The sequence below is a fragment of the Paraburkholderia sartisoli genome, assembly GCF_900107685.1.
Lineage (GTDB): Bacteria > Pseudomonadota > Gammaproteobacteria > Burkholderiales > Burkholderiaceae > Paraburkholderia > Paraburkholderia sartisoli.
Genome location: NZ_FNRQ01000001.1, coordinates 529477 through 542222, shown reverse-complemented (window position 1 = coordinate 542222; position 12746 = coordinate 529477). Strand labels below are relative to the sequence as shown.

Genomic DNA, 12746 nt, shown 5'->3' with positions numbered 1-12746 from the left:
CCTTATGCTCGATCCGCGACACGTTCGCCGAGCAGCCCCGACGGACGGAACACCAGCACGATGATCAGCACGATGAATGCGAACACGTCCTGGTAGTTACTGCCGAATACGCCGCCGGTCAGGTTGCCGATGTAGCCCGCGCCGAGCTGTTCGATCAGCCCGAGCAGCACGCCGCCGACCATCGCGCCGCCGAGATTCCCGATACCGCCCAGCACCGCCGCGGTAAAGGCCTTGAGACCCGGGATGAAGCCCATGTAGAAGTGCGCGTTGCCGTATTCCGACGCGATCATCACGCCGGCGAGAGCAGCCAGCGCCGAGCCGATCATGAACGTCGCCGAGATCACGAAGTTCGGATTCACGCCCATCAGCGAGGCATTGCCGGGATTCTCGGCAATCGCCCGCATCGCACGGCCGAGCTTCGTCTTGTGAACGAGCAGCAGCAGCCCCGCCATCACGACGAACGCCACGACGATGATCACGATTTCCGTCACCGATATCACGGCGCCCGGTGTCGTGTCGGTGGCCCTGATCACGTTGATCGGGTCGGTCGGCAGCAGTTGCGGGAACGGCAGCGGGTTACGCGACCAGATCATCATGGCAAGCGTCTCCAGCAGGATCGATACGCCGATCGCGGTGATGAGCGGTGCAAGACGGGGCGCGCGACGCAACGGCCGGTAGGCGACCCGCTCGATCGTATAGCCGACGACCGCGCAGACAACCGCGGCAATGACCAGCGCGATGCAGAGCGTGGCCACGTTGCCGAGCCCGGGGAAGTGGTTCTGCAGCACGCCGATGGCCGAGAGCGCAACCATCGCGCCCACCATCAACACATCGCCGTGCGCGAAGTTGATGATGCCCAGAATGCCGTAAACCATCGTATAGCCCAGTGCGATGATGGCGTAGACGCTGCCAAGCACCAGTCCGTTGAGGATCTGCTGGATGAAGATATCCATTTAATGCTCCTTAGCCCGTGCGACTGGATTCGCGCTCGTCATCCGGCGGGTAGACCGGGATGAATCACGGAATCGCAACGGCACTGCGGGTACTGATAAAAGACCGGTAAGGGTTATCCGCTCCGGATTCGCACGGCTGCTGTGTTGCAGCAGCCCGCATGCCCGGTGCGGATGCAAAAACGGCACCGTCAGGTGGTTCGGTGCCGTCAGGCCAGACTGTTCCGTCATCACATCTTTACGACGTCGAGAACCGCTTTCTTGCCGTCCTTGAAGTCGTACAGCGTAATGGCGCCCTCTTTCAAATCACCCTTGTCGTCGAATGCGATGTGGCCGGTTACACCGTTGTAGTCGGTGGAGGGCATCGCAGCCAGCACCTTGGGCGCGTCGATCGAGTTGGCGCGCTTCATTGCATCGACGATCACGTACACAGCGTCATACGTGAACGGCGCGTAAATCTGCACCGGCGTGTGGAAACGGTCTTCGTACTTCTTCTCGAAGTCCGCTCCCTTGTCCATTTTCGAAAGCGCCAGTCCCGCTTCCGAACAGACCAGGTTCTGCACGGCGGTTCCCGCCAGCTCCCCTACCTTGTCGGTACACACACCGTCGCCGCCAAGGATTTTTGCCCTGATTCCGAGCGCCGCCGCCTGCTTCGTGAACGGCCCGCCCGTTGCGTCCATGCCGCCGTACATGATGACGTCCGGCTGAACACTCTTGATCCTCGTGAGAATGGCCCGGAAATCCGTGGCCTTGTCGGTCGTCGCCTCACGCGCCACGACCTTCGCACCGCTCGCCTCGACCGTCTTCGCGAACTCGTCGGCGAGACCCTTGCCGTAGGCCGTCGCGTCATCCACCACGGCGACGCGCTTCGCATGCAGCGCGCCGGTCGCGTAGTTGGCGAGCGCCGGGCCCTGCTGGGCGTCGGTCGCGACGACCCGATACGTCGTCTTGAAACCCTGCTGCGTATACGACGGATTCGTCGAGGACGGCGAAATCTGCACGATCCCCGCATCGCTATAGATCTTCGACGCCGGAATCGATACGCCCGAATTCAGGTGACCCACCACGCCGACCACATGGTCGTCGACCAGCTTCTGCGCGACCTGCGTACCCGTTTTGGGGTCGGCTGCGTCGTCCTGCGCGTCGAGTTCGAGCTGGATACGATGCCCGTCGATGGTCAGACCCTGTGCGTTGATCTCTTCGACTGCGAGGCGCGCACCGTTCTCATTGTCCTTGCCGAGGTGCGCAATGCCCCCCGTCAACGGCGCGGCATGGCCGATCCGGACGACAGTCGCGTTGCTGGCCGGCGCAGCCGCTGCCGGAACAGCCGATGCGCCATTGCCCGCCTCGCCATCGTTTTTCTTGCTGCACGCGGCCAGCAGCGCAACCGCGGCCGCGATGGTCACGGCGTGAGCAAACTTGACTCGCATTAAACAGGTCTCCTGCGCCTTGCAAAATCTGATGTCCCGAGGCTCTCTAGCCCTGAGAACGGGCGCATTGTAACTCCAATTATGCGATAGGCAATATTGTTGAACCGACAGGGTTTTCCTGCATTGCAACCGCATTTTTGGAGCAATTCTGATGAATGGGTGCAACCTGGTTGCGATCTTAATGCGTGCATCAGTTGCACCAGCATCGCCGGCCCGGGGCATCAAGTGTTGCAGCAATCCTGGTTGGCGCCTGATGGCAGCGCGGTTCTGCTGATTTTGCGATTTATCTGTATGGCAATTTGTAATGCACTTTTTTGGTGCAAATAATCTGACGTTTATTACGCGCTATATGAGTAAACGGGGCCCGATCAATAAGAATGACTGGAAAAATTATCGAAAATTATGCGGAAATTTGCATGCGACTCCGCCGGGAGGGTCCATTTCTCATGATGTGGCACTTATTTCCGGAAAAGGCAAGTTGGCGGCAGGCGAAAAAAAACGCGCCCTCGTGGGCGCGTTTCGTGTGCGTGCTGCCTTGTGAAACTCAGGTCAGGCGGGCAACCCCAACCCGCGAGGCAGTGGGAACGCGATATTTTCCTCGATGCCTTCCAGCGCGCGCACGTTGCGCACGCCCAGTTCGTGCAAACGCGCGATGACGGCCTGCGCCAGTGCCTCAGGCGCCGAAGCCCCGGCGGTCACGCCAATACGCCGTTTGCCCTCGATCCACGCCGGATCGATCTGCGTCGGCGAGTCGACCATATAGGAAGGGATGCCGCGCTTTTCGGCTACTTCGCGCAGCCGGTTCGAGTTCGAGCTGTTCGGGCTGCCGACCACGATCACCACGTCGCATTGCGGCGCCATGAACTTGACCGCGTCCTGACGGTTCTGCGTCGCATAGCAGATGTCCTGCTTCTTCGGCTCGCGGATAGCGGGATACTTCGCCTTCAGCGCCGCGATGATTTCGGCCGCGTCGTCGACCGACAGCGTGGTCTGCGTGACGAACGCGATGCGCTCAGGGTCCGGCAACGCGAGCGCCTGCACATCTTCGATGTCTTCGACCAGATGCATGCCCTCGCCCGTCTGCCCCATCGTGCCCTCGACTTCCGGATGGCCCTTGTGGCCGATCATCACGATGTCGAACCCGTCGGCGCGCATCTTCGCGACCTCGATATGCACCTTGGTGACAAGCGGGCAGGTTGCGTCGTACACGCGCAGCCCGCGCGATTCGGCTTCCGCGCGCACCGCCTTCGACACGCCGTGCGCGCTGAAGATCACCGTGTTGCCGGCTGGCACTTCCTCGAGCTGCTCGATGAATATCGCGCCCTTCTTGCGAAGATCCTCAACGACGTAGGCGTTGTGGACGATTTCGTGACGCACGTAGATCGGCGAGCCATGCAGCTTGATGGCGCGCTCGACGATCTCGATCGCACGATCGACGCCTGCGCAAAACCCGCGCGGCTGCGCCAGCAGGATTTCGGCTTCGGCCAGAGTCGTATCCGTGATGCTCATGTTTACAGGATTCCGATAATTTTCACTTCGAACGCCAGCGGCTGGCCGGCGAGCGGGTGATTGAAATCGAACAGGGCGGACGTTTCGCCTACTTCCTTCAGCACGCCCGCGTAGCGTCCGCCGCCAGGTGCATTGAATTCGACGAGATCGCCGGGAGAAAAATCCTCGCCGATCATGCTGTTTTCGCGCAGGGTGGCGAGCGACACGCGCTGGATCATCTCCGGATTGCGCGGCCCGAAGGCCTGACCAGCCGCTAGCTGAAAGGTCGAATGGTGACCGACCTTCAATCCCAGCAGAATGTCTTCCAGTGGCGGCGCCAGCTGGCCGGCGCCCAGCAGCAGCGTGGCGGGCCTCCCGGTAAAGGTATTGATGATTTCGGCGCCATCGGCGAGCGAAAGCCGGTAGTGAAGCGTGACGTGCGAACCCGGCTTCACTTCGGAAATGTCGATGATGCTCATGCGGTACTCGTTCGGTCGATGCGCTGCGCGTGCGCCCCGGGCGCAATGCGCGCGGTGGCAACGGAAGTGCCATGCGCAAAGGCAGTATTGTAAGCCACATATCCCGTCGCGGTGGCGCGCTTCCCCGCACGCAGCTGCCATGGCCGTACTGGCGGACTCTCATGAAGGACGACATCATGCATGACACCGATTTGCTCACGCTGCCCGACGACATCGCGATCCACGCGCTGCGTGGCGCGCCGCCCGCGCCCATGCACTGCCGCGACTGGCCGTCACACGACATGCCGCGGGAACGCCTCCTGGAAGCAGGTCCCGGTGCGCTATCCGATACTGAACTGATTGTGCTCATGCTCGGCTCGGGGCTCCCGGGCCACAACGTCTTCGACGTGGCGCGGGCATTGCTCGCCCGCTTCGGTTCGTTACGCGCCATGCTCGACGCCACACCCGCCGATTTCGACGGACTGCGCGGCATCGGCCCGGCGCGGACCGCGCAACTGCTTGCCATCGTCGAAATGGCGCGCCGCGGGCTGGCGGAAAAGATGCGCGAACGCCCGCTGATCGATTCGCCCGGAGCGGTCGAGGACTACCTGCGCCTGCTGGTCGGCGCGCGCCCGTACGAGGTGTTCGTCTGTCTGTTCATGGATGCACGACACCGGCTGATCCGCTCCGAGGAAAGTTCGCGCGGCACGCTCACGCGCATGGCGGTCTATCCGCGGGAAATTGTGCGGCGGGCGCTCACTTTGAATGCAGCGAGCCTGATCGTGGCGCATAATCACCCGTCTGGCGCAGTCAAACCAAGCGCCAGCGACCGGCGCCTCACACGGGTGCTACGCGACACGCTGGCGCTCGTCGACGTGCAACTGATCGACCATCTCGTGATCGGCGCGCACGAAACGTTCTCGTTCGCTCGCACCGGGTGGGCCTGAAGGCCGGTTTGCGACGTGCCCAGGGTGCCGCGAACCGGCGTCGCGCCCTGTCGTCAGGCGCAAATAACGTTTGATTTATCGGGTTTTTTCCTGCTAGAATCACGGTTTGCCTGTTTCCAACCCTGTTCCGAAGCCACCAAGGCCTTCAGGGAAATATCGAACGATCTCAAGCATCGCTCTTTCTTTCCTGGATACTTTCACGGCGTTCGAACTCAGAATTAGCGTATTAGGAGTGCTCTCATGGCACGCGTATGCCAAGTAACTGGGAAAGCGCCGATGAGCGGCAACAACGTTTCCCACGCGAACAACAAGACCAAGCGTCGTTTTCTCCCGAATCTGCAAAACCGCCGTTTCTGGGTCGAAAGCGAAAACCGTTGGGTGCGTCTGCGCGTCTCGAACGCCGGTCTGCGCCTGATTGACAAGAACGGTATCGACACCGTGCTCGCAGATCTGCGCGCACGCGGCGAAGCCTAAGGAGTAGATCATGGCAAAAGGCGCACGCGACAAGATCAAGCTGGAATCGACCGCTGGCACGGGTCACTTCTACACGACCACGAAGAACAAGCGCAACATGCCGGAAAAGATGGCGATCAAGAAGTTCGATCCCGTCGTCCGCAAGCACGTTGAGTACAAGGAAACCAAGATCAAGTAATCTTGCTTTCCGTTGTTCGGCGAAAGTTTGACGACAAAAAGCCCCGCATTCTTGCGGGGCTTTTTGTTTTTCCACGCCGATTCCGCCTCGCCTGATTCCTCATTAGCCATCCGGCCAGGTTTCCCTCCCGTCACCGGCGCGGTATCCTCTACCGCCTGATCGACGTACGTAGTGCGTCCAGTTGATAGAAGCGAGAGACAGGAAACACGGAGAGGCAGGGACATGAATTTCGATGTAGTGATTGTCGGCAGCGGGCTGGCCGGTTTGAGCGTCGCGTTGAATCTGGCGGAAACGCGGCGCGTTGCGGTAATCGCCAAACGCTCGATGACCGAAGGCGCCAGCGACTGGGCGCAGGGCGGCATCGCCGCAGTGCTCGATTCCGCGGACAGCATCGAGAATCACGTGCGCGACACGCTGATCGCCGGCGGCGGCCTGTGCGACGAAGCGGCGACCCGTCATATCGTCGAACATGGGCGGGCTGCCATCGAGTGGCTGATTGCCCAGGGCGTGCCTTTCACCAGAGACGATGCAGCAGAACTGGGCTTTCACCTGACACGCGAAGGTGGCCACAGCCACCGCCGCATCATTCACGCTGCCGACGCCACCGGTCACGCCGTGGTCACCACGCTGAGCGAACGCGTACGTCATCATCCGAATATCACGCTGCTCGAAGACCACTGCGCGATCGACCTGATCACGTCGGACCGGCTCGGCCTGCCCGGGCGGCGCTGTCATGGTCTCTATGCACTGGATATCACCACCGGCCGCACCGTGACCATCGAGGCGCCCCACACGGTCCTCGCGACGGGTGGCGCAGGCAAGGTCTACCTGTACACGACGAATCCCGACACGGCGACTGGAGACGGCACGGCGATGGCCTGGCGCGCGGGATGTCGCGTGTCGAACATGGAGTTCATCCAGTTCCATCCCACGTGCCTGTTCCATCCGTACGCGAAATCGTTTCTGATATCCGAAGCCGTGCGCGGCGAAGGCGGCGTCCTGAGGCTGCCCGACGGCACGCGCTTCATGCCGAATCACGACTCGCGCGCCGAGCTCGCGCCACGCGACATCGTCGCGCGCGCAATCGACTTCGAAATCAAGAAGCGCGGCATCGATTGCGTCTATCTCGACATCAGCCATCAACCCGCCGCGTTTCTGCACGAACACTTCCCGACCATCCTCGCGCGATGCCTCGAATTCGGCATCGACATCACGAAAGAGCCCATTCCGGTTGTACCGGCTGCGCACTACACGTGCGGCGGCGTCGTCACGGACCTCGCGGGGCGCACCGATCTGGCCGGCCTGTACGCGGTCGGCGAGACGTCCTGCACCGGTCTGCACGGCGCGAACCGGCTCGCCAGCAACTCGCTGCTGGAATGTCTCGTCGTGGGAAGGTCCGCGGCCGCGGCGATCGAGGAAGAAGGATTCGGCGCAGCCGTTCATGCGCCGCTGCCCGACTGGGACGAGAGCCGCGTCTCCGATCCAGACGAGGAAGTTGTCGTCGCGCACAACTGGGACGAGCTGCGCCGGCTCATGTGGAACTACGTCGGCATTGTGCGCACCGACAAACGGCTCGCGCGCGCGAAGCATCGGCTCGCCCTGTTGCGTGACGAAATCCACGAGTACTACGCGAACTTCAAGGTCAGTCGCGACCTGCTCGAGCTGCGCAATCTGGTCGACGTGGCTTCGTTGATCGTCGAAAGCGCCCGCTCGCGTCGCGAAAGCCGTGGGCTGCATTTCAGCCGCGACTGGCCAGCGGCACTGCCGAAGGCGCTTCCCACGGTGCTTTCGTCGGAGCGCGTGTCCAATCGCACGATCTGAGGCGCAAAAAACCCGCAGCGATGCGGGTTATCTTGCTGCCAGGGTGAACCACGCCGCAATCAGAGCAATCGCATCGAGTAGTCCGTCGCGCGTACGTCCTTTGTGAGCGAGCCGATCGAAATACGATCGACGCCGGTTTCCGCGATCGTCCGTACCGTGTCGAAATTCACGCCGCCCGACACCTCGAGTACCGCCCTTCCAGCGGTGATGCGAACGGCGTCGCGCATCGCGTCGAACGTGAAGTTGTCGAGCAGGATCGACTGCGCGCGATGCGCGAGCGCGGTTTCGAGCTGCGCAAGTGTCTCGACCTCGATCTGGATCGACACCGCCGCATTGAGCGCGAGCGCTGCCTCCATCGCCGCGCCAACGCCGCCAGCGGCCGCGATATGGTTTTCCTTGATGAGAATGCCGTCGTACAACGCGATCCGCTGATTGACCCCACCGCCGACGCGCACCGCGTATTTCTGCGCAAGCCGCAGACCGGGCAGCGTCTTGCGTGTGTCCAGGATACGCGCCTGCGTATGCGCGATCGCGTCGACGTAGCGCCGCGTCACGGTGGCCACACCCGACAGCAGTTGCAGGAAGTTCATCGCGTTACGCTCGCCGGTCAGCAGCGCGCGCGCGGGGCCGTGTATCTCGCACACCGTCGTGTCGGCGGTCATACGCTCGCCTTCGCGGTAACGCCACTTCACGTCGATACGCGGATCGACGCGACGCATCACCTCGTCGAACCATGACACGCCGCACAGCACGGCGTCTTCCCGCACGATGATGCGCGCATCGCGCAGATCGTCCCCCGGCACGAGTCGGCCGGTGAGATCGCCGCTGCCGATATCTTCAGCAAGCGCGTCCGCGACATTGCGAGCAATCGCGGCGTCGAAAGCGTCGCCGTATTGCGCGCGAATTTCCGCGTAGAGCGGAGAAAGCGCTTCCGCGCGGATAAATTCAGACGCCCCCATCATGCCGCTCCCACGTTCTTGAACAACGTCGTATCCCGTGCGAGATCACCGCTCGCCTGCACGCGCTTCTTCTGTTGGGCGGCAAACGCCAGCATCCGGTCGATCGGCAGACGCGCGCGCTCGCCGATTGCACGATCGACGGCAATTTCGTTATGCCCGCGCTCCAGCACGTCAGCGAGATTGGCGAGACCGTTCATCGCCATCCACGGACAGTGCGCGCAACTCTTGCACGTAGCGCTGTTGCCGGCCGTCGGCGCTTCGATGAACGTCTTGCCGGGCGCCGCCAGACGCATCTTGTGAAGGATACCGAGATCGGTTGCCACGATGAAATGCGTTGCGTCGAGACGCTGGGCGGCGTCGATCAACTGCGTCGTCGAGCCGACGACGTCAGCCTGTGCGACCACACCTTCCGGCGATTCCGGATGCACCAGCACCTTGGCGCCGGGATATTCCGCGCGCAGCAGATCGAGTTCGATACCTTTGAATTCGTCGTGAACGAGACACGAGCCCTGCCACAGCAGCATGTCGGCGCCAGTTTTCTTCTGAATATAGCCGCCGAGGTGACGGTCCGGCGCCCAGATGATCTTTTCGCCGCGCGCGTGCAGATCGGCGACGATCTCGAGCCCGATCGACGATGTCACCATCCAGTCCGCGCGCGCCTTCACGGCCGCGCTGGTGTTGGCGTAGACGACCACGGTGCGATCCGGATGCGCATCGCAGAACGCGGAAAACTCATCGACCGGGCAGCCGAGGTCGAGCGAACAGGTCGCGTCGAGATCCGGCATCAGAATGCGCTTGTCCGGACTCAGAATCTTTGCCGTCTCACCCATGAAACGCACGCCGGCCACAACCAGCGTCCGGGCGTCATGATCGCGGCCGAAACGCGCCATCTCCAGCGAATCAGCAACGCAGCCGCCGGTCTCGTCGGCCAGTTCCTGCAACTCGGCATCCACATAATAATGCGCGACGAGCACCGCCTTTTCGCGCGCAAGCAGCGCGCGTATACGCGCTTTCAACGCAACCTTCTCCTGCGCCGACGGCACGTCGGGCACCTTCGCCCACGCCTGACCCACGCCGCACGTCAAACCCTGCACTTGCGGCCGGTCGTATTCGACGCTCCTGATCTCCTGATTCATGATCTCCTCTGCCCTGCCGATCTGCCATCGCGCACTTCGCGCACGTTTTCGCCAGCCCAAAAAGCAAAACCCCGCCAACGCGGGGTTTTGTGACGTTCCGAAATTTTAAAGTATTTCGGGATCAGCCGGGATCAGGCATAACGACGAAGTCGCAGCGCGAATTCCTGCAGCGCCTTGATGCCGCTTTGTTCGGCACGATGACACCAGTCCTGCAGTTGCACGAGCAATTGTTCGCGCGATGCATTGGAGCGCTCCCACATCGCCGCGAGGTCGCTACGCAGTTCGATGTATGTGCGCAGCTTCTGGCTGTTTGCGAAAAGCTGCGGAAGCTGACGCTTCTGCGGTTCGTCGAGACCGTCTTCTTCCTTGTGGACCCACTTGCGTGCGCCGCGCATCAGTTGATACTTCTCACGCGCACCGCCTTCTTTCAGGTGTGCCAGTTCCTGGCGATACGCGCGCTTGAGCGCCTTGCCGTAACGCGCCATCACTTCGTAGCGGTTCGCAAGCACCGCTTGCAGCGTGTCCTGATCGAGCACCAGCTTGCCCGACGTGAGACGCGGTGTCGGCGCGATCTTCTTCACCTTGGCCAGCCTGAACGCCGACATGATGCGGATATACATCCAGCCGATGTCGAACTCGTACCACTTGTTCGACAGCTTTGCCGACGTGGCATACGTGTGATGGTTGTTGTGCAGTTCTTCGCCGCCGATCAGGATGCCCCACGGGAAGATGTTCGTGCTCGCATCCGCCGAGTTGAAGTTGCGGTAACCCCACCAGTGCGCGAGGCCGTTCACGACGCCCGCCGCCCAGAACGGAATCCAGATCATCTGCACAGCCCAGACGCTCAGGCCGACGATGCCGAACAACGCAACGTTAATCACCATCATCACGCTGATGCCGAGGATCGGATACTTCGTGTAGACGTTGCGTTCGATCCAGTCGTTCGGCGTGCCGTGGCTGAACTTGCGCAGCGTTTCTTCGTTCTTCGCTTCAGCGCGATACAGTTCCGCGCCTTCGAGCAGCACCTTCCAGATGCCGCGCGTCTGCGGGCTGTGCGGATCTTCTTCGGTCTCGCACTTCGCGTGGTGCTTGCGGTGAATCGCAGCCCACTGCGCCGTCAGCATGCCCGTGGTCATCCACAGCCAGAAGCGGAAAAAGTGACTGACGACAGGGTGCAGATCCAGCGCACGGTGTGCCTGGCAGCGATGGAGATAGACCGTCACGCCAATGATGGTGACGTGCGTCACCGCGAGCGTGTAAAGCACGAGTTGCCACCACGAGAGACGAAGCAGGCCGTGGGCAAGAAAGTCGAGCAGGGAGTTCAGCAAGTCAGTTTACCTGTGTGACGTGCGACATCTGCCGAAAAGGCCGATGTCAAGAAAGTGAAAGCATTCATCAGGATTCGACGGCATTTTACTAGAACCGTTCCAAGTGTTTGTAACAAATGAGGATTTTTTTGTAGCATCGCAAAGAATATGCGATCCGAAAGCCCAGAATTCGGGTAAATCGTGCTGCGAACCGAGGGCGACAACGCCGTCCCGCCTGTCAGGCGCCGTTGTCGGCTTTGCCGGCGGTTTGACCGGTCAGCGTTACCGCCTGCGACAGAATGTCGCTGCCGCCGACGATCCGCACTTCGCGTTGCGCGAACGGAATGGAAATGCCGTTGGCCGCGAACAGCCGCCAGATGTTCAGGTTGATCGCCGAGCGCACGCCTGACGTGCCCTGGGCGGCGTTCTCGATCCAGAAACCGAGTTCGAGATTGATGCCATCGGTGCCGAAGCTGACGAGGTATGGCGTCGGCGCCGGCTCCTGCAGCACACGGGGTACGTCTTTCGCGGCCTGAACGAGCAGCGCCATCGCCTGATCGAGATCGGACGTGTAGGCGATCTGCACCGCCGCCTTCGCGTAACCACGCGTCAGATACGACGACTGGTTCTGCACGACGTCGGTGATGAGTTTCTCGTTCGGGATCAGCGTTTCGATGCCGTCGAGTCCGCGCACCACCGTATAGCGCGTGCGGATCTGCGTCACCATGCCCTGCAGACCGGTCACGCTGATCGTGTCGCCGATGCGCAGCGACCGGTCGATCAGGATGATGAAGCCCGACACGTAGTTGCTCGCGATCTTCTGCAGGCCAAACCCCAGCCCGACACCGAGCGCGCCGCCAAACACGCCCAGCACGGTCACGTCGATGCCCACAAGCGAGAGGCTGATCAGGATCGCGGCCAGCATCAGCAGCGCACGGCCGAGGCGCGCGAGCACGACCTTCAGGTTTGCATCGAGCGTGGTCGAGCGCGTCAGGCGATCTTCGAACGCCGAGCCAAGCCACATCGCAACGATCATCGTGACGCAGACCCACAGGAGGCCCGTCGACAGCGACAGCAGCGTCATGTGCGCGTTCGCGACGCGGAATTTGACGCTGCCCATCCACGCGAGCACGGAGTCCTGGATGCCCATCACGGTCAGCGCCATGCCGATCCAGACGGCCACCGAGACAACCTTCTCGACGAGAAACAGCAGGCCGTGTGCCTCGCCGTCGCTGCTGAAGACGCGGCGCGCGAAATAGAACGCGATGTAGATCAGGCCGATGCCGAAGAGCGGCACGAGCGCCAGATCGAGCAGCGCCGTGTGCATGAAATGCGCGGTGATCGTGCTCGCAAGCCACACGAACACGCCGCCGACGAGCGGAAAGAACGCCTTATTGAGGCTTTCCGCACCGAAGCGCAGCTTCTCGTAGCGCGTCTGGCGCCGCAGGTCGAGCGTGCGGCGCAACAGGCGCGCGACGATCCACGCGACAGCCAGCGTGGAGAGCAGGATCGCCGCCTGCCACAGGATCACCGGCTGACCGAAGTCGCGCGCGATGTCGCCCAGCATGTGAGAAAAAAGGCGTTCTTCCATGATTGTC

At 61.9% G+C, this 12746-nt stretch carries 13 protein-coding genes; 5 read left to right on the top strand and 8 right to left on the bottom strand.

The genetic code is table 11. The annotated features are described in order from the left end of the window. Positions 1-2: 2 nt before the first annotated feature. Together BLV45_RS02450 and BLV45_RS02445 are read right to left on the bottom strand one after the other, a co-directional pair. On the bottom strand, positions 3-953 hold the full coding sequence (locus BLV45_RS02450) for a branched-chain amino acid ABC transporter permease (protein ID WP_090528463.1): 951 nt from the start codon (positions 951-953) through the stop codon (positions 3-5). A 227-nt stretch (positions 954-1180) separates the two neighbouring features. Continuing rightward, on the bottom strand, positions 1181-2380 hold the full coding sequence (locus BLV45_RS02445; RefSeq protein ID WP_090528461.1) for a branched-chain amino acid ABC transporter substrate-binding protein: 1200 nt from the start codon (positions 2378-2380) through the stop codon (positions 1181-1183). A gap of 304 nt (positions 2381-2684) precedes the next feature. Here BLV45_RS02445 and BLV45_RS26910 point away from each other — a divergent pair, with 304 nt between their 5' ends. Beyond that, positions 2685-2921: a hypothetical protein gene (locus tag BLV45_RS26910; protein WP_143130378.1), complete on the top strand. Its 237-nt coding sequence runs from the start codon at positions 2685-2687 to the stop codon at positions 2919-2921. An 8-nt stretch (positions 2922-2929) separates the two neighbouring features. Here BLV45_RS26910 and ispH read toward each other — a convergent pair whose 3' ends face one another. Both ispH and BLV45_RS02435 read right to left on the bottom strand, forming a co-directional pair. Next, the gene (ispH, locus tag BLV45_RS02440; protein WP_090528458.1) at positions 2930-3889 is read right to left on the bottom strand and encodes a 4-hydroxy-3-methylbut-2-enyl diphosphate reductase; all 960 of its coding nucleotides are present in this window, start codon (positions 3887-3889) and stop codon (positions 2930-2932) included. A 2-nt stretch (positions 3890-3891) separates the two neighbouring features. Continuing rightward, a complete protein-coding gene (locus BLV45_RS02435) occupies positions 3892-4347 on the bottom strand; it encodes an FKBP-type peptidyl-prolyl cis-trans isomerase (RefSeq protein ID WP_090528454.1) in 456 nt (151 codons plus the stop codon). Positions 4348-4523: 176 nt separating this feature from the next. On the opposite strand from BLV45_RS02435, the gene radC reads away from it, so the two are divergent. The 4 genes from radC (at position 4524) to nadB (ending at position 7746) form a co-directional block, all read left to right on the top strand. Beyond that, positions 4524-5273: a RadC family protein gene (gene radC / locus BLV45_RS02430; protein ID WP_176954089.1), complete on the top strand. Its 750-nt coding sequence runs from the start codon at positions 4524-4526 to the stop codon at positions 5271-5273. A 240-nt stretch (positions 5274-5513) separates the two neighbouring features. After that, positions 5514-5747 (top strand): 50S ribosomal protein L28, encoded by a 234-nt coding sequence (gene rpmB / locus BLV45_RS02425; protein WP_007586227.1) that lies wholly within the window; start codon positions 5514-5516, stop codon positions 5745-5747. A gap of 10 nt (positions 5748-5757) precedes the next feature. Next, positions 5758-5925, top strand: a complete 168-nt coding sequence (gene rpmG, locus BLV45_RS02420) for a 50S ribosomal protein L33 (RefSeq protein WP_006478046.1) — start codon at positions 5758-5760, stop codon at positions 5923-5925. Between the two features lie 222 nt (positions 5926-6147). Next, positions 6148-7746 carry an L-aspartate oxidase gene (nadB, locus tag BLV45_RS02415; protein ID WP_090528451.1) on the top strand — a complete coding sequence of 533 codons (1599 nt, stop codon included), beginning with the start codon at positions 6148-6150 and terminating at the stop codon, positions 7744-7746. Positions 7747-7805: 59 nt separating this feature from the next. Here the strand turns inward: nadB and nadC are convergent, their stop codons facing one another. The 4 genes from nadC to BLV45_RS02395 all read right to left on the bottom strand — a co-directional run bounded on the left by nadC (position 7806) and on the right by BLV45_RS02395 (position 12739). After that, on the bottom strand, positions 7806-8705 hold the full coding sequence (gene nadC / locus BLV45_RS02410) for a carboxylating nicotinate-nucleotide diphosphorylase (RefSeq protein ID WP_090528448.1): 900 nt from the start codon (positions 8703-8705) through the stop codon (positions 7806-7808). Beyond that, positions 8705-9841, bottom strand: coding sequence for a quinolinate synthase NadA (nadA, locus tag BLV45_RS02405; protein ID WP_090528445.1), 1137 nt, complete (start codon positions 9839-9841; stop codon positions 8705-8707). The genes nadC and nadA overlap by 1 nt, the downstream gene beginning before the upstream one ends. A 131-nt stretch (positions 9842-9972) precedes the next feature. Then, positions 9973-11169 carry a DesA family fatty acid desaturase gene (locus BLV45_RS02400; protein WP_090528442.1) on the bottom strand — a complete coding sequence of 399 codons (1197 nt, stop codon included), beginning with the start codon at positions 11167-11169 and terminating at the stop codon, positions 9973-9975. A gap of 217 nt (positions 11170-11386) precedes the next feature. Continuing rightward, the gene (locus tag BLV45_RS02395) at positions 11387-12739 is read right to left on the bottom strand and encodes a mechanosensitive ion channel family protein (RefSeq protein WP_090528439.1); all 1353 of its coding nucleotides are present in this window, start codon (positions 12737-12739) and stop codon (positions 11387-11389) included. Between the last annotated feature and the right edge of the window lie 7 nt (positions 12740-12746).